This window comes from Aliiglaciecola lipolytica E3, from assembly GCF_000314975.1.
GTDB classification, from domain to species: domain Bacteria; phylum Pseudomonadota; class Gammaproteobacteria; order Enterobacterales; family Alteromonadaceae; genus Aliiglaciecola; species Aliiglaciecola lipolytica.
In genome coordinates this window covers 177,638-194,348 of sequence record NZ_BAEN01000038.1, presented here as the reverse complement: position 1 = coordinate 194,348, position 16,711 = coordinate 177,638, and the positions used below count along the sequence as shown (strand labels likewise).

The following is a 16,711-nucleotide window of genomic DNA, read 5'->3' as shown; positions in this document are numbered from 1 at the left end:
TTTTTTATGTTAATCGATTTTATTTTCCGCTGGAAATCAGGCTTGTGTATTAATTACTGAACCTACGCGAGAGTCCGGAGTAGGATTGTTTTCAGTGGTTGAAGACTGCCTAGGAGACTCCAGTTCTGCTTGGCGTTGTTGTGTGTCAACTTGCCTCGCTTGTTGTTGTGGCGCAGCTTGGGCTGCAGTGCTACTAGATGAAGAACCTACTTCCATTTTAACTTACCTCGTTGCCGATAGATTCAACTAAATATAGTACATATTGATTCAATCTGCATCACTACTATGAGTAAATTATTTCGCGGCGTAGATTAGTTTTTAATTAAAGGCTCAAGTTGTTGCTGCATAAAATCTGCAATTAACGGCTGGGCTTCTAAATTCGGATGAATTCCATCTCCTTGCATTAACTCTTTGTTAAGGGCTATGTCTTGCAAGAAGAAGGGTATTAATGGCAGCTTGTTCTCAATCGACAGATTCGAGTACATCTCAGTAAACATTTGATTATAACGACGGCCATAATTTGTCGGTATTTGCATTTGTTGTAATATCACTTCAATGCCTGTTTTTTGCGCAATATCAATCATTGACTGTAGGTTGTTTTGCATTTTTTTTACCGGATGACCTTGCAATCCATCATTACCACCCAATTCAATATACAGATGTGTCGGTGAATGCTGTTTTAATAATCTGGGAAGCCTAGCTAATGCGCCATCTGTCGTTTCACCGCTAATTGCGGCGTTTACAACGCTTATGTCTTGGTTTTTCCACGCATTATGTAACAAACTAACCCAACCTTGTTCTTGCGTTAGACCATAAGCAGCGCTTAGGCTATCACCCAAGATAAGTACTTTTGCTGATTGTGGATTTTCTGCTTGCTGGGCTTGCAAGTGATCTGAAAAACTCACTAAAAGTATAAATAGAAACCCAATATTTAACAGACTTATTCTGTTACTTTTAAACCATAAGTGCACTATGACAACAACTCCAAATGTAATGATAGAAACCAAACAAATCACTAAAGTAGTAAGTACGAGTGAAGGTGAACTTCAGATCCTTCAACCAATTAGCTTTAATGTCAAGGAAGGTGAGTCGGTTGCCATAGTAGGTGCGTCAGGCTCCGGTAAATCTACTTTGCTCAGTCTGCTTGCCGGGCTAGATCAAGTCTCTGACGGCGAGATTTTGTTAGCCGGCTCGCCTTTACATTCTATGGACGAAGAACAACGAGCCAGAATTCGAGGCGAAAAAGTCGGATTTATATTTCAAAGCTTTATGCTAGTGCAAAGTTTGACTGCACTTGAAAATATTATGCTTCCTGCAGAAATCGCCGGCATGGACAATGCTAAACAACTGGGCCAACAGATTTTAGAAAAAGTCGGGTTAGGCCATCGGGGTAACCATTACCCTAACCAATTGTCAGGTGGCGAACAGCAGCGAGTAGCCATTGCCAGAGCATTTATAACTAAGCCTAAAATTCTGTTTGCTGATGAGCCTACGGGAAATCTTGATGCGGCTAATAGTGAAAAGGTGGAATCACTTTTATTTGAATTGAATCGCAATTCAGATACCACACTAGTGCTCGTGACTCATGATCCTGTATTAGCTAAGCATTGTCAGCGACAACTGAATATGCAGGCTGGTGTACTGACCGAAATCACTGAACAAAATACACAAACTGCACAACAACAGGCTGGTTAAACATGAAATACGGTTTTAATTTAGCTTGGCGTTTATTTAAGCATGAGGCAAAACGCGGCGAACTAACAATCATTTTGTTTGCCATCGTATTATCTGTTGCAGCGGTTTTATCGTTATCTTTGTTTAGTGAACGTTTGCAAAGTGCCTTGACTGCTAAATCTGCTGAGTTCATCGCTGCTGATAGGTTGTTAGAGTCAGGTAAACCGGTCGATCCTGCGTGGATTGATAAAGCTAAAGAAATGGGTCTACAAACTACACAACAAGTGTATGCGCGGTCGATGGTGTTCGGAAATGAGCAAATGACTTTGACAAGTTTACGCGCTGCTGCGAGTGGATACCCCCTGAAGGGAGAGTTGAAGACCTCAACCGAGCTTTTTGGTTTAGGAGATGTCACCGATTCGTTGCCTGGCCCGGGAGAGGCGTGGGCTGAATCGTTATTACTACAAAAGCTAGGATTAAAACTTGGCGACAAAATTGAAGTCGGCGATAAAGAGTTTAATTTAACTCGTATCATTACGGATGTACCAGATTCTGGATTTAGCGTTTTTGGTGGCAATCCGAAAGTATTAATTGGAATAAACGATTTAGCTGCGACTAACATTACAGGGCCTGGCAGCCGAATCGACTATACCTATTTTTTTGTAGGTGAAAATAGTGATCTAGATGACTACTATCAATGGTTACGTCCACAGTTGGATCGTGAAATTCACGATTGGGAGTCAGTAGAAGATGATGACTCTCGATTAGGACGTTCCGTAGGACGCGCAGAACAGTATTTTCTACTCGCCAGTTTATTGGCAATAGTGTTAGCTGCCGTATCAATTGCTGTTGCTGCACAGCGCTATAGTCAGCGACACTATGATCCCGTTGCTATCATGAAAACGCTAGGTGCTAGCAAAAAACTAGTGCAGCGCGTGTATTTGTATCAAATTACATTCATCACAATTTTAGGCATTCTACTAGGTACCTTGGTCGGTTTTGTTATCCAGCATTTAGTTGTACTAGCCGTGGCAGATAAAGTGACGGTTTCATTGGATGTTTGGCACTGGCGACCGTTAATTATTGCCGTTTTTACCGGTACAATTTGTGCGGTGTTATTCTCACTTTATCCGCTCTTAAAACTATTCTCTGTGCCACCTCTGCGTGTGCTTAGACGAGATTTAGGCGCCGGTATGAGTTCACGGGTTCTGCAGTTCTCAGCAACAGGCACGGCTATTTTATTGCTTATGTGGGCATATAGTCAGAATTTGAAAATAAGTCTAATCCTTTTCGTTTCAGGTATTGTATTGGTAAGTGCATTACTGATTATTACCTATGGATTAATTGCTGTAGGACGGAAGCTCGGGCAGGGGAAAATGGGGGCTTGGCAACTTGCCTGGGCTCGAATACGGCGACGCGCAATGGACAACAGTGTGCAGCTTATTAGTTTCTCTGTCACTATCATGTTACTGTTAGTGGTTTTGGTTATGCGTAACGATATGGTCTCCCAATGGCAAGACCAATTACCTCAAGGCACGCCTAACTATTTCATGTCAAACATCACTGAACAACAGCGTCCTGCTTTGAATGAGCATTTTAACCAGTTGGGGGTTAAAACGGACGTGTTTTATCCTGTGGTTAGAGCTCGGTTTGTATCTATAAATGATGAAACAATTCGAACGGCAGTTACTAAAGAAGACGAGAAAAAAGACGATGGCCGAAATGGTTTAGGGCGCGAGGCTAACTTAACTTGGAGCAATCAACTGCAGAAAGAAAACAAAATCATTGCTGGTCAGTGGCTAGATAAATGGCAAGAAGGTGATGATTTTGGTGTGTCTGTAGAAGAACGAATTGCGGAAAGGCTAAATATTAAATTAAACGACAAACTGACATTTAATATTGGTAGTGAAGTTATCACTGTCACCGTAACCAGCTTACGAAGTGTAAATTGGCAAACCATGCAACCCAATTTCTTTTTTGTATTGCAGCCTGAGGCAATGGAAGCGTTTTTACCAACCTATATTACCAGCTTCCATGTGGCGACCGATAACAAGGCAAAAATTGCAGAATTGATGCAACCTTTTTCCAGTGTGACCTTGTTTGATGTTGATGCCAGAATTAATCAATTGCGGGAAATTGTCGATCAAGTCTCGGTGGCGGTTGAGTTTATTTTAGTCTTAGTACTCATCGCTGGCTCGTTAGTGTTAATAGCACAGGTACAGGCAAGCATGGACGAACGACTTCAAGAACTCGCTATATTGCGCACCCTGGGAGCCAAAGGTAGTTTAATTCGCGCCAGTGTCATCTACGAGTTTTTGATTATTGGCGCAGTAGCAGGATTAATGGCAGCGTTTGCCAATGAACTGACGCTATACCTATTACAATCACAAATCTTCCAGATGCAAGGAAAATTGCATTTTGAATACTGGCTAATAGCGCCATTGGTTGGTGCAATTACAGTTGGGTTGTTGGGCGCAGCGGGTTGTTGGCGATTATTAACCCTGAATACGAGTCAGTTACTCAGAAAAATGGTCTAATCCAATCTCAGAAGAGAGGGCGCAAAGACGCCCTTTTTTTTGTATCAAGATTTTGTACAAGATAAGCACAATGAGACTGAATCAGAAAAACGCAATGCGTGGGGTTTGTCTACTTCTGCTTCTGCGTATATAACCCACGGATGTTCCGCGGCAATTTCTAATACATCTGAAGTGAGCTTTTCCAGCAACGAAAACCGGTTATCTTCCACTAGTTTTATAATTCGTTTAGTGATGACTTTATAGTTTAGCGCGTCTTCCATATCGTCAGAATCAGTTGCTTGTTGCGCATTGTAATGAATTTTTACATTAACGATGACATCCTGCTTATTGACTATTTCATCCTCGTTTATACCAATATAAGTGCGTAGTCTTAGATTTTTAATTCTTATTGTGGCTGGATTCAGCTTCATGTACGGTTATTTCCTTAAAATATCGCGATATGTTGTTTAACTGTTGTGTTTTCAATACGCTTATTATCTGCTAGTTTGTGGGCCAACTTCAAATAATCTAATGTGAGCCTAAATGGATACCAAGTCGCCCACAGCGATTAAAGCAATATTAGTGTTAGCCAGTATTGTTGTTATTTTAGCTGGCATCAAATCTGCCAGTACAATAGTCGTTCCTTTTTTACTTTCGATCTTTATTGCGATGGCGTGTCATCCAATCATTCACTGGGCCTCTCGATATAAAGTGCCTCGTTGGTTGTCGGTAATATTAGTCATACTGCTAATTGTCATTTTTGGATTTATGTTAGCAGGTTTGGTGGGTAACTCCATGGCTGAATTCCGTGAAAATATTCCCCAGTATAAACAGCAATTGAGTGACGAGTTGTTGTGGGTTACGAATAAGCTTGAAAGCCAATTTTCAATAGAAGTTAATAGTGATTTATTAGTTTCTTATCTAGATCCTGGCATCGCAATGAGTATGGCCACAAACCTGCTCACCAGCTTCGGTGGTGTGCTGACCAACTTTTTATTGATTATTCTAACCGTGGTATTTATGTTATTTGAAGCCGATTCTGTACCCAAAAAAGTGCATATCGCATTAGATGATCCGACCATGAAAATTCAACAGATTGATAAGTTCTTAATCTCTGTTAAAAATTATTTGGTGATTAAAACCATCGTCAGTATCGGCACAGGTACAATTATTGGCTTGTGGTTATACTTTTTAGGTTTAGATCACTTTATGTTGTGGGCCGTGCTGGCGTTTTTATTAAATTATATTCCAAATATAGGTTCAATTATTGCGGCGGTGCCAGCGGTGCTGTTGGCTTTGGTACAACTGGGTCCTGGTGTGGCAGGATTAACCGCAATCGGTTATGTGGTCACTAACACGGTTATGGGTAATGTCGTTGAGCCTAGATTTTTAGGCCGCGGTCTAGGACTATCCACGTTGGTGGTGTTCTTATCGTTGATTTTCTGGGGGTGGTTATTGGGTACAGTGGGAATGTTATTGTCCGTTCCTTTGACCATGATCGTTAAAATTGCCCTTGAATCGAATGAAGACACAAAATGGATTGCAATCTTGCTGGACAGTGAAGATATTCCGGATATTGTGGAAGAGCAAGAAATGGGGCAGGGAAGAAATAAAACCGATACTAATCAACTACCCGAGTAAAGGTCATGTCTATTTTGGCTCCGCCTAAGGTGGAGTCAGAAATTTCCATTTTTCCGTGGTATGCAGAAATTAGGTCGGTCACCACTGCCATGCCAATTCCTTGGCCTTCTTGATAACTATCGAGTCTTTTTCCTCTGTGCAATAGCGCCTCTCGATGTTGAGGCTCTATTCCTTGGCCATCGTCTTCAACAGTGATACGTAACATCTTGTTGGTTTGCATTGCAGACACCATAACGGTTGATTTAGCAGCCTTACAGGCGTTATCCATTAGATTTCCCAACAACTCCATTAAATCGGTTTGATCACCTCTAAATTGAACGCTTTCATCTATATCTATGCTAATCGATAAGTGTTTGTCTGCATGAACTTTGCGCATGGCCGATTGCAATTTTTTGACAATAGGCAATATTGTTTGGGCCTGATCCCAGCCACTACCCGCACCAGCAACAGCGCGCTTTAGTTGGCGCTGAATAATATTATCAATTTGTGTTAACGGTTCGTTGGCAGACCTTGGCAGGTTAGGGTTTCCAGTTAGCACAGCTAATGGCGTCTTTAAACTATGGGCAAGATCGCTAAGGCTATTTTTATAGCGGCTTCGTTGTTGTTGTTCAGTGTCTAACAAATGGTTGATGCTACGCTTGAGCTTTTCAAGTTCGGGCGGGTAAGTTTCTTGTAACCGTTCGATATCGCCTTCTTCTGTTTTCTTTATTTGTCCAATTAAGGTGTTAATTGGACTCAATGCCATATTCAAACTACCTATCAAAACAACAAGCAGCAATAACGCTAAGAAACCAAGCCAGTACCATAATGTGTTAGAAAACGCGTCTCGTTCTTTTTCAAAAGTGAGTTTATCTTGCACAATAAAAAAACTCACAGGAACAAAATTGTCGCTACCTTCGAATTCAGCTGTATAGGCGTACATGAAATAGTCAGACGATAAGCTGAAGTCAGGTAGAAATATTTCTTCACCAATAATAGGGGCATCTAGCTGGGGCTGTTCTGACCAATTTAAGGTGGAAAGCGATTTCCAAACTATTTGTTGATTTATTTTTATAAACGCATATAAACCAGAGCCAGGGATATTCAGCTTATCATTGAAAAGTTGTTCTGGCATGTCTGGCACGCCGTCACCCATTTCAAATTCAGAAATCAGAGTAAGGCTTTGCACCCGAAGTTGTTCGAGCATTGACTGGCTAAGACTGCGGGTGAAAGCTTGTTCTAATGTCATTGCACTTAACGGAATAAATAGAAGTAATGCCAGTAGCGCAGCGGCAAAACTTCTGAGGCGCAATGATAATTTAATCATAGTTCTCGATTTATACGGTACCCGCGCCCACGTAAGGTCTCTATGGGTTTATAAGTACCTTGAGGGTCAAGCTTTTTACGTAATCGCCCTACAAAAACTTCGATTACATTGCTATCTAAATCAAAATCTTGATCGTATATATGTTCGGTTAACTCAGTCTTAGAGACAATTTTTTGCGGGTTTAAAAATAAGTATTCTAATACCTTGTATTCATAAGCTGTTAGTTCTAAAGGCTGACCTTCAACGGTGACTTCTTCAGCAGTAGTATCTAAGGTGATTGGGCCTTTTTCAATTAGCGGATTTGCTTGTCCTGACGATCTCCGAATGAGCGCTTTAGCACGCGCTAACAACTCTTCGTTGTGGAAAGGTTTCGTTAGATAATCATCAGCGCCAGCATCGAGACCTTCTACTTTTTCTTGCCAACGATCACGAGCAGTAAGAATCAAGATAGGGCAGGTTACATTGTTTTTACGGGCATTTTTGATGACGTCAAAACCGTCGATAATGGGGAGTCCTATGTCAACTATCGCTAAATCATAGGGATGCTCGGACAACAAATAACTAGCCTTGGCGCCGTCATCGGCTAGATCTACACTGTAACCGTTGTTTTGTAACAACTGATCAAGCTGGGTTAACAGTCGACTATCATCTTCTACTACTAGAATGCGCATTATTTATCTCTACTACGTTGTTTAGTCACTCGACCAGAACGTTTGTCTACGTCTACCGTCACAACACGCCCAGTTTTTTGTAAGACTTTCACTTTGTAAGCATTTTTACTTTGATCAACTCGCAATACACGACCACTGACTTTCTGCTGGGCTTTTTGGGCGGCCTGTGCTTTATCAATGTTGTCTTTTGATTTTTCTTGAGCTGACACCTGCCCACCAAAACATAGGGCAAATGCCAGTATCAATAAAATCAACTTACTTTTTGTGTTCGCAATCAAAATCGGTTCCTGACTTTTCGGCGTTTAAAAATAATTGATTCTTTAATGTCTATAAGGTGACACTTTCACACGGACTTTCACCGTATTCCCTGGATGCTGGTGCATAAAGGTTTTGTAAGATTCACCTTGGTAGCGATATTTTACGTTATAACCTCTGATTTTTCTTACTTTTTTTGTTGATTCATACACGGTTTCGCAATGTTGAGTAACGTGAGTACTGTAATGTGGTCCTTGTGAATGATTACCAATAGCGCCTCCTATGATTGCGCCGGTTACTGTACTCGCGCGATTATCACCAATGGCATTACCAATAACACCGCCAATAACAGCCCCGGCAATTGTTGAATGCGCTCGCTGACGATGGTCTGTGTTATGGCGAATTGTGCGTTTAACCGGATAACACTGTTCGATAGGTTGATTGACCGTGACGTATTGATAAACGGGTTTAACATGAACCACTCTAGCATAGTCATAGCGGGCCTTTGCCGATGCCTGTCCTGCAAATAAAGCGAATGTTAAGGTAACTAATGAGATGTTTTTTAGATTTAACATGCTGTCTCTCCTTTGTAATCTTGTGATCATAATAGGAGAGACAATCTGAACTATAACTGAACTAAAACTTATCCTTCAGTTAAGGTTAATTAGACTTGTTGGCTGTTGACCGAATTGTAAGGGTTAATGCAGGTGGCTGATATCGTGCTATTTCGGTTCTGGGTGAAAATATGAATTTCTAAATCAATATTTTTTAATTGGTACCATAGATCAATATTCTCGGCGCTAGGGCAGATGATTTGCTGTAAATACTGTTCTTGTACTTCTTTGGCTAAATCTAGGCTTTTGGGAATTTTAATAAAGGCTCTTACTTCCCCAAAAGAAGTATTAGACCCCTGATAAACCCAATCCCCAAGATGCAGGGCTGCATAAAAAGCTCTATCCACAGAGTCGAGTGTTTGAGCGCTTGCCTGATAACTTTCTTTGTCGGCATAACGTACAATTTTCATGGAAAACAATTGACTACAGGCCGTCACACTGAGTGCAACAACCACCAGTAACATTGCTCTTTTTACTAATTTAACTGTGAATGTTTGTGTACTTTTCATCAACCAATCCCCCTGCAATTAAGGGTATCGGCTAAATTGTGAATTGCTTGAATTACGCGGCTATTGGTTGCCTATTCGAAATCGACTTTTTTGCGAAGTGACTTGGTTTTCCCCGCCTTTTTTTTACTTTCAACGCGTTTGATTTGTGAAGATTTGGTGGGTTTGGTCGCGCGGCGTGGTTTAGGCTTTTCTCCGGCTTTTTTTATGATCTCAACTAATCTTGCCAGTGCATCCTCGCGATTTTGCTCTTGGGTGCGATAGTTCTGCGCTTTAATGATCAAAACACCTTCATTGGTGATACGGCTATCATTACTGTTTAGAAGATTAGTTTTATAGAATTCAGGCAAAGTGGATGCTTGAATATCGAAACGTAAATGAATTGCGCTGGAGACTTTATTCACGTTTTGGCCGCCAGCGCCTTGGGCACGAATAGCGTTCATTTCGAACTGATCTTCTGAAATACTTATGTATTCAGTTATGTCTATTTGTGCCATTTTTACCGCCTAAGGAACTGCTTGTATGTAAGGTTTAACAATCACTTTTTGATACACGCCCGCGGCAATATATGGATCACTGTCGGCCCAAGCCTGTGCTTCTTGTAGGCTTTCAAACTCAGCGATGACAAGAGATCCTGTAAATCCAGCTTCACCTGGTGCTGGGCTGTCAATTGCAGGGCAGGGGCCTGCAATAATCAGACGTCCTTGTTCTTGCAGTTGGTGTAATCTAGCTAAATGATCGGGACGAGCTTGCTTACGTAAAGGCAAGCTATCGGCCACATCTTCTGAATAAATAACGTATAACATTCTGTGTTCCTTTTAAGCCGATTATTTTTGTGTGGCAGCTTTCATTTCGGTAACGAAGCTTGCTAGTTTTTCGAGCATGGCTTTTTGATCGTCCAGGTTTTCGGCAATAATATTTACGGTTGCTGAGCCAGAAATCGCACCAGCAGCGCCTGCTTTTATCGCTTCTTTTACCTGTTCTGGCTTAGAAATACCAAATCCTAATAGCGGTGGCGCAACCTTATATTGCGTCAGTTTTGCAATCAGTTCATCGGCAGGGATGTTGGCGGCCGTTTCTGCGCCAGTTACACCAGCTCTGCCGAGTAAATAAGTGTAACCTGCTGATTTAGCACCAATCTCCGCTAAGGTTTCGTCACTCGCATTGGGGGGAGCAAGTAATATTTGATCAATACTGGTATTTTTAGCTACGTCGATAAAACGTTGTGCTTCACGTAGTGGCACATCGGCAATTAAGATTGAATCGACGCCTGCGTCACTAGCAGCTTGATAAAACTCAGTCAGCCCTCTTTTAATGACAAGGTTGCTATACAAAAGTAGGCCAATAGGGACATCTGGAAATTGCGCGCGAATTTGTTTGATAACTTCAAAACAATCGGCTGGCGTAATCTTATTGTTGAGCGCACGAATACTGGCTTTTTGAATAGTCGGGCCATCAGCAATAGGATCGGAGTAAGGAATACCCAACTCTAGAGCATCAGCGCCACTTTCTACCAATGTTTTAATTATTTCAAATGACGTTTGTTTGTCTGGATCGCCAAGCATTACAAATGGTACAAATGCCCCTTGATTAGCATCGTTTAGGCGTGCAAACATGTGTTGGTAACGGCTCATTTTTGCTCTCCTAAAATGTTGTAAACATGGGCCAAATCTTTGTCGCCGCGACCTGACAGGTTCACTACGATAATGGTTTCTTTATCGGCTTCGTCAGCCATATTAAGTGCATGTGCTAAGGCATGCGACGATTCAAGCGCCGGGATTATGCCTTCTTTTCGGGCCAATAACTGAAACGCATTTAGGGCTTCTTCGTCAGTCACTGCGGCATATTCAGCGCGACCAATATCGTGTAAGTGTGCATGTTGCGGTCCTACTGCCGGGTAATCTAACCCTGCCGACACAGAATAAGACTCCTCAATTTGACCGTCACTATCTTGCATGATGTAACTATAAGCACCGTGCAATACGCCTTTGCTCCCAGTACAGATAGCAGCGCCATGATCAGGTGTGTGTATGCCTTTACCCGCAGGCTCAACACCTATTAATTTAACACTCGGTTCATCAATAAAGTCAGCGAACATACCGATGGCATTTGAACCACCTCCTACACAGGCAACAACTGCATCTGGCAAACGACCTTCTTTTTCCATGATCTGCGCACGTGTTTCTTCGCCTATCATGCGGTGAAATTCACGTACAATCGTAGGGAAAGGATGAGGGCCCGCAGCAGTACCTAATAAATAATGAGCTTTGTCATAAGTTGCAGACCAATCGCGCATAGCTTCGTTTACTGCATCTTTCAGCGTGCCTGAACCAGCATTAACGGGAATAACTTCCGCACCCATTAATCGCATTCTGAATACATTTGGTGCTTGACGTTCTACATCTTTAGCACCCATGTAAATACGTGCTTTTAGACCCATTAATGCGCACGCTAAAGCGGTGGCTACACCATGCTGTCCAGCTCCGGTTTCAGCAATCACTTCCGTTTTACCCATGCGTTTAGTCAAAATGGCCTGTCCTAAAACCTGATTGGTTTTATGCGCGCCACCGTGTAATAAATCTTCTCGTTTCAAGTAAAGCTTTACGTTTGGATTACTAACTAAATTCTTAGTTAATGTCATCGACGTAGGGCGTCCTGCATAATCCTTTAATAAGCCGTTAAATTCTTCAATAAAACTAGGATCGTTTTGCGCATCAATAAAAGCTTGTTCAAGCTGATCCAGCGCTGGAATGAGTAACTCTGGTACATACATACCACCATACTCGCCAAATTTACTGTTTAAATGATTCATTTTGCTCTCTTATCTAAATATTTGTTGTCACGTTATTGGCGGCTTTTATCGCAGGTTTATCTTCAATAACTGCGTAGCACGTCAAATAACTGTTTTATACTTTGCTTGTTCTTGATCCCTGGCGACGATTCCACACCCGAATTTACATCGAGTCCGCTTGCTTTAGTGGCCACCGCATCATGTATATTTTGAGGATTCAGCCCACCCGCTAACAAAACACGATTGTCATCTGGTAATTGGGATAACAATTGCCAATCAAACTGTTGACCAGTTCCTCCCGACTGCTCACCAACCTGACAATCCAATAGATATTTATCTATATTTTTTAATTGCATAGGTGGTAACGTGTTGGTAACGCCAATAGCTTTCCAAATTTCACATTCTGGCGGTAACTTGTTACGTAATTCATCAATAAAAGTTTGTTCTTCTTTCCCATGGAGTTGCACTGCTGACAAAGATAAAAGCTGTACATGAGCGACAATGGTGTCCACTGTTGCATCGACAAACACGCCCACATAATCAAACGGTACAGCGCTCACAATATCTTTAGCGTTTTCAATCGATACATATCTTGGTGATTTTTCAGCAAATATCAGTCCCGCGTGGGTAGCCCCTGAGGCTGCTACAACTTTTGCATCTTCAATTCGGGTAATACCACAGACTTTTACACTACCAAACAGTAGCTTTTTAACCGCTGATTTCACGTCTTGTTCAGCCATCACAGAACTACCCACTAAAAAACCGTCTACTAATGGGGCGAGTCGGCGAACATCTTTATTGGTATAAATCCCAGATTCAGAAATGATGACACATTCATGTTTGCTTTGTTTGATTAAAGGAACCAGTTTTTCTGTTGTGGCTAAATTGGTACTTAAATCACGTAAATCACGATTATTGATGCCAATTATCTTCGCCCCTAAAGCCAAAGCTCGGTGTACTTCTTCTTCGTTACTTACCTCGGTCAATACATCCAATTGGTATTCATCGGCTAGCCTTGAAAGTTGTTTATATTCCGTATCATCAAGTACCGATAACATCAGTAAGACAGCATCTGCATTATGGTGTCTCGCCAAATATATTTGATAAGGATCGACAAAAAAATCTTTGTTTAAAACGGGTTGTTTGACTCTTTCACGTACGTATTCGAGATATTCAAATTTACCTTGAAAATATTTTTCATCGGTAAGCACAGAAATACATGCGGCATATGGACCGTACGCTTCGATAATTTCATCAAGATCGAATTTTTCGCGGATCAAGCCTTTAGAAGGTGAGGCTTTTTTACACTCAAATATATAACCTGCATTAGGTTGAGCGAGCGCTTGATAAAAACTCCGGTCAGAAGGCGTTAGACTGTCTTTAAATGACGAAAGCGGCTTGTCTCGTTTACGTTGTTCCAACTCCAAACGTTTATCAGCCACAATTTTTTCTAATACATTTGCCACTTATTGAACTCCTTGCTGACTGATTTTGGCCGCCGATAAAATGGTGGCTAATGCTTGTTTCGATTGCATAGCGTCAATTGCTAATTGTGCGCCTTGTTGATAGGTAGTGGCGATGCCGGTAAGTTTCAACAGTGCGCCAGCATTTAATGCAACCGCTGATTGGTGAGCAACTTTTCCTTGGCCGGATAGAACCGCTTCAATAAGCGTTTTGTTTTCTTCAGGTTCACCGCCTTTGATGCTTTCAAGGGAATACTCTTGTAACCCGAAATCAGCTGGAGAAAGGGTATATTCGGTTATCGTGCCATTGTTTAATTCGGCGACTTGCGACGGACCATGCAATGCCAGTTCATCTAAACCATTGCCATGAACCACCAATGCGTGCTCATAACCTAATAGTTTTAAGGTTTTTGCAAATGGCATAACCCATTCTGGCGCATAGACTCCAATCATCATGTGAGTGGGTTTACCGGGATTTGCCAAAGGACCTAATAAATTAAACAGTGTACGGGTTTTTAACGTGGTTCGAACTGGCATGGCGTACTTTATGCCAGCGTGATAATTCGGTGCAAACAAAAAACACAATCCCGCTTCATCTAAGCAGTTTCTTGCGGTTTGTGCACTCATACCGAGATCCATACCAAATTCACGAAACAAATCGGCAGAGCCCGATTTACTGGAAACACTGCGGTTGCCATGTTTGGCTACTTTCACTCCACAGCTAGCAGCAACAATGGCGGCAGCGGATGAAATATTGATTGTATTGTGGCCATCACCTCCAGTACCAACGATATCAGCAAACGGATAATCGGGGCGTGGAAAAGGCGCGGCATTATTAATTAGGGCTGCTGCTGCGCCAGCAATTTCAGACGGCTTTTCACCTTTAATTTTAAGAGCAGTTAACATGGATGAAATAACGATGTCGTTTAACTCGCCTTTTACCACTTTTGAGAATAAGTCTTCACAAGCCTGCTGCGATAAATCTTGTCCTTTGTACAAAGACTCCAATTGGGAAAGTGTATCGATACTCATGTTCATGCCTTTTGGGTTAAATAACGAATGCTTTGTTCAAGCAATTGGCTGCCGTGCGACGTTAAAATTGACTCGGGATGAAATTGGAAACCCAACATTTTGTGCGCAGGATGATACACACACATGGGAATACCTTCAAAGTTTGCAATTACGTTAAGCGATGCCGGAATATCACTGACCACTAATGAGTGGTATCTGGCTACGGGAAGAGGATTGGATAAGCCAGAAAATAGCGCACTATTGTCGTGTTGAATATAGGATGCTTTGCCGTGCATCACGCTTTCTGCCCTTATAACTTTGCCACCATATGATTTCACTATGGCTTGGTGACCCAAACAAATACCTAATACCGGAAATTCCCCTTTGGCTAAATCGATTAGCTCTAAAAGGCAACCAGCTTGAGAAGGCTCGCCTGGACCGGGAGATAACATGAGTAACACATCAGCATCCGTTGATTTTTCTTGCATGCGTGAATAAATCATCTGCGCCGAAACTGAGTTGCGATAAATTGTTAGTTCCATGCCCATACCGCGTAATTCATCCACTAAGTTGTATGTAAACGAATCGAAATTATCCAAAAGGAAAACACTTATTGCACGACTCATAGTTTGTTCTCCTTAGAATGTGCGCTAACGATCGCGCTAATTACGGCTTGTGCCTTGCCTCTAGTTTCATTTGCTTCAGATTGTGGATCAGAGTCAAAAACCACGCCGGCACCTGCTTGAATATAAGCAATATTATTGCGTACAAATGCTGAGCGAATGACAATACAGGTATCCATATCACCGTGGCCATTGATATATCCCACCGCACCGCCATAACTGCCTCTGCGTTTTTTCTCTACTTCTCGAATCAAAGATGCGGCACTGACTTTTGGTGCGCCAACTAACGTACCCATGTTCATGCAAGCCGCATATGCGTGCAGCGCATCAAGATCATCGCGTAATTGACCTACGACTCGACTAACTAAATGCATTACATGAGAGTATCTATCGACTTTGAGTAGATCTTTTACGAATCGTGTGCCCGGCTTGGACACTTTAGCCACATCATTGCGGGCCAAGTCCACAAGCATTAGGTGCTCTGCTTTTTCTTTTTGATCTTCGCGCAGATTTAGCTCAATTCGACTATCTAAATCTACATTAACGCTACCATCAGCATGTTTTCCTCTGGGGCGTGTCCCTGCTATAGGATAAATTTCTACTTGATTACTGTTTTTTTCGTATTTCAATGCAGACTCGGGGGATGCGCCAAACATACAAAAATCGTCATCTTGTAAAAAGAACATATAGGGACTTGGATTTTGCTTCTTTAAATTTGCATATGCTGTGTATGGAGAAGGGCAAGGTAATGTGAATGTGCGTGATGGAACCACTTGGAAAATATCACCTGCCAAAATATGTTCTTTTAAGTTCAACACATCTTGTTTGTACTCTTCATCCGACTTGTCAATTGCTAAAACCATCTCAACAGGTTCAGGATTGTTGCATGGCGCACGATCTTGTAACTGATTCAATTGACCGATGGTGTGTTCTAATTGCTGACTGACAGAAAAATAACTGCTGCTTACATTCGCACCACTAAATACTGTGCTAATCACTTCTGTTGTTTGTAGTTGATGGTCGATAATTAATAGTGATTGGGCGAGGTAAAATACAAAATCTGGGCAGGTGTTTTCACTATCCGGTACATCCGGTAACGTTTCAAAGCTGGCAAGCAGGTCATAAGCAAATGCACCGCCTAAAAATAGGTTTTGCGGATGCTCGCGTAAACAATGCATGTTTTTAATAATTAAGCGCAATGCATCAAATACCGCTGGGGCTTTTAATCGGGCATCTTCATCTAAATCTGCATCAGGTAACGGAAAAGTCAATGTAAGCGCAGTATTTTGTACATCTTCGGTGACTTTCACACCATCAGGTTTATGTTGTTCAAAAAGTGGTAACAGCGATGCGCCATTGTCATTCAAAGCCTGTATTTGCACTGTATGACCATGACAAGTTAATTTTAATGCTGAATCTAATAAAATTAGGCTTTTAAGATTGTCTTTACTGTCAATTTCAGCAGATTCTAACAGTAAGGTATTGGCTTTTTTGTCACATAGCTGTTGATAAGCACTGAGTGGATCAGCAACGTATGGCCCTTTTTTCACAATAGTTTCGGCGATACCGGGTTTTTCACTTAATTGAGTCAAGCTCATATTCTACATCTCTGATTTAGATTTAACGTTAACGCGTTGCGG

At 41.8% G+C, this 16,711-nt stretch carries 19 protein-coding genes; 3 read left to right on the top strand and 16 right to left on the bottom strand.

Going from position 1 to position 16,711, the window contains the following annotated elements; all coding sequences use genetic code 11:
• Positions 1-36: 36 nt before the first annotated feature.
• The gene (locus GLIP_RS10120) at positions 37-216 is read right to left on the bottom strand and encodes a hypothetical protein (RefSeq protein WP_008844525.1); all 180 of its coding nucleotides are present in this window, start codon (positions 214-216) and stop codon (positions 37-39) included.
• A 95-nt stretch (positions 217-311) separates the two neighbouring features.
• Positions 312-971 (bottom strand): arylesterase, encoded by a 660-nt coding sequence (locus tag GLIP_RS10115; protein ID WP_226992207.1) that lies wholly within the window; start codon positions 969-971, stop codon positions 312-314.
• A 22-nt stretch (positions 972-993) separates the two neighbouring features.
• Between GLIP_RS10115 and GLIP_RS10110 the strand changes: the two genes are divergently transcribed.
• Both GLIP_RS10110 and GLIP_RS10105 read left to right on the top strand, forming a co-directional pair.
• On the top strand, positions 994-1,695 hold the full coding sequence (locus GLIP_RS10110) for an ABC transporter ATP-binding protein (RefSeq protein ID WP_040522569.1): 702 nt from the start codon (positions 994-996) through the stop codon (positions 1,693-1,695).
• A gap of 2 nt (positions 1,696-1,697) precedes the next feature.
• Positions 1,698-4,211, top strand: a complete 2,514-nt coding sequence (locus tag GLIP_RS10105) for an ABC transporter permease (protein WP_008844522.1) — start codon at positions 1,698-1,700, stop codon at positions 4,209-4,211.
• Positions 4,212-4,255: 44 nt separating this feature from the next.
• On the opposite strand, the gene folX is transcribed toward GLIP_RS10105, so the two are convergent.
• Positions 4,256-4,621 (bottom strand): dihydroneopterin triphosphate 2'-epimerase, encoded by a 366-nt coding sequence (gene folX / locus GLIP_RS10100; RefSeq protein ID WP_008844521.1) that lies wholly within the window; start codon positions 4,619-4,621, stop codon positions 4,256-4,258.
• 112 nt (positions 4,622-4,733) lie between these two features.
• Between folX and GLIP_RS10095 the strand changes: the two genes are divergently transcribed.
• Positions 4,734-5,831: an AI-2E family transporter gene (locus GLIP_RS10095; RefSeq protein ID WP_008844520.1), complete on the top strand. Its 1,098-nt coding sequence runs from the start codon at positions 4,734-4,736 to the stop codon at positions 5,829-5,831.
• Here GLIP_RS10095 and GLIP_RS10090 read toward each other — a convergent pair.
• The 13 genes from GLIP_RS10090 to GLIP_RS10030 all read right to left on the bottom strand — a co-directional run bounded on the left by GLIP_RS10090 (position 5,812) and on the right by GLIP_RS10030 (position 16,669).
• A complete protein-coding gene (locus GLIP_RS10090; RefSeq protein ID WP_008844519.1) occupies positions 5,812-7,137 on the bottom strand; it encodes an ATP-binding protein in 1,326 nt (441 codons plus the stop codon). The two genes, GLIP_RS10095 and GLIP_RS10090, sit on opposite strands and share 20 nt — an antisense overlap.
• A complete protein-coding gene (locus GLIP_RS10085) occupies positions 7,134-7,808 on the bottom strand; it encodes a response regulator transcription factor (protein ID WP_008844518.1) in 675 nt (224 codons plus the stop codon). The genes GLIP_RS10090 and GLIP_RS10085 overlap by 4 nt, the downstream gene beginning before the upstream one ends.
• On the bottom strand, positions 7,808-8,086 hold the full coding sequence (locus GLIP_RS10080) for a PepSY domain-containing protein (RefSeq protein WP_008844517.1): 279 nt from the start codon (positions 8,084-8,086) through the stop codon (positions 7,808-7,810). The genes GLIP_RS10085 and GLIP_RS10080 overlap by 1 nt, the downstream gene beginning before the upstream one ends.
• A 42-nt stretch (positions 8,087-8,128) precedes the next feature.
• Positions 8,129-8,638 carry a glycine zipper 2TM domain-containing protein gene (locus GLIP_RS10075; protein WP_008844516.1) on the bottom strand — a complete coding sequence of 170 codons (510 nt, stop codon included), beginning with the start codon at positions 8,636-8,638 and terminating at the stop codon, positions 8,129-8,131.
• A gap of 89 nt (positions 8,639-8,727) precedes the next feature.
• A complete protein-coding gene (locus GLIP_RS10070) occupies positions 8,728-9,186 on the bottom strand; it encodes a hypothetical protein (protein ID WP_008844515.1) in 459 nt (152 codons plus the stop codon).
• Positions 9,187-9,257: 71 nt separating this feature from the next.
• Positions 9,258-9,680: an alternative ribosome rescue aminoacyl-tRNA hydrolase ArfB gene (gene arfB, locus GLIP_RS10065; protein ID WP_008844514.1), complete on the bottom strand. Its 423-nt coding sequence runs from the start codon at positions 9,678-9,680 to the stop codon at positions 9,258-9,260.
• A gap of 9 nt (positions 9,681-9,689) precedes the next feature.
• Positions 9,690-9,989, bottom strand: coding sequence for a YciI family protein (locus GLIP_RS10060; protein ID WP_008844513.1), 300 nt, complete (start codon positions 9,987-9,989; stop codon positions 9,690-9,692).
• A 21-nt stretch (positions 9,990-10,010) separates the two neighbouring features.
• Complete coding sequence (trpA, locus tag GLIP_RS10055) at positions 10,011-10,817, bottom strand: tryptophan synthase subunit alpha (protein WP_008844512.1); 807 nt, start codon at positions 10,815-10,817, stop codon at positions 10,011-10,013.
• Complete coding sequence (gene trpB / locus GLIP_RS10050; protein ID WP_008844511.1) at positions 10,814-11,995, bottom strand: tryptophan synthase subunit beta; 1,182 nt, start codon at positions 11,993-11,995, stop codon at positions 10,814-10,816. Before trpB ends, trpA begins: the two co-directional genes overlap by 4 nt.
• Positions 11,996-12,057: 62 nt before the next feature.
• On the bottom strand, positions 12,058-13,440 hold the full coding sequence (gene trpCF, locus GLIP_RS10045) for a bifunctional indole-3-glycerol-phosphate synthase TrpC/phosphoribosylanthranilate isomerase TrpF (protein ID WP_008844510.1): 1,383 nt from the start codon (positions 13,438-13,440) through the stop codon (positions 12,058-12,060).
• Positions 13,441-14,469: an anthranilate phosphoribosyltransferase gene (trpD, locus tag GLIP_RS10040; protein ID WP_008844509.1), complete on the bottom strand. Its 1,029-nt coding sequence runs from the start codon at positions 14,467-14,469 to the stop codon at positions 13,441-13,443. It abuts the gene before it with no gap.
• 2 nt (positions 14,470-14,471) lie between these two features.
• Positions 14,472-15,074: an aminodeoxychorismate/anthranilate synthase component II gene (locus GLIP_RS10035; RefSeq protein WP_008844508.1), complete on the bottom strand. Its 603-nt coding sequence runs from the start codon at positions 15,072-15,074 to the stop codon at positions 14,472-14,474.
• A complete protein-coding gene (locus GLIP_RS10030; RefSeq protein ID WP_008844507.1) occupies positions 15,071-16,669 on the bottom strand; it encodes an anthranilate synthase component 1 in 1,599 nt (532 codons plus the stop codon). Before GLIP_RS10030 ends, GLIP_RS10035 begins: the two co-directional genes overlap by 4 nt.
• Positions 16,670-16,711 lie beyond the last annotated feature (42 nt).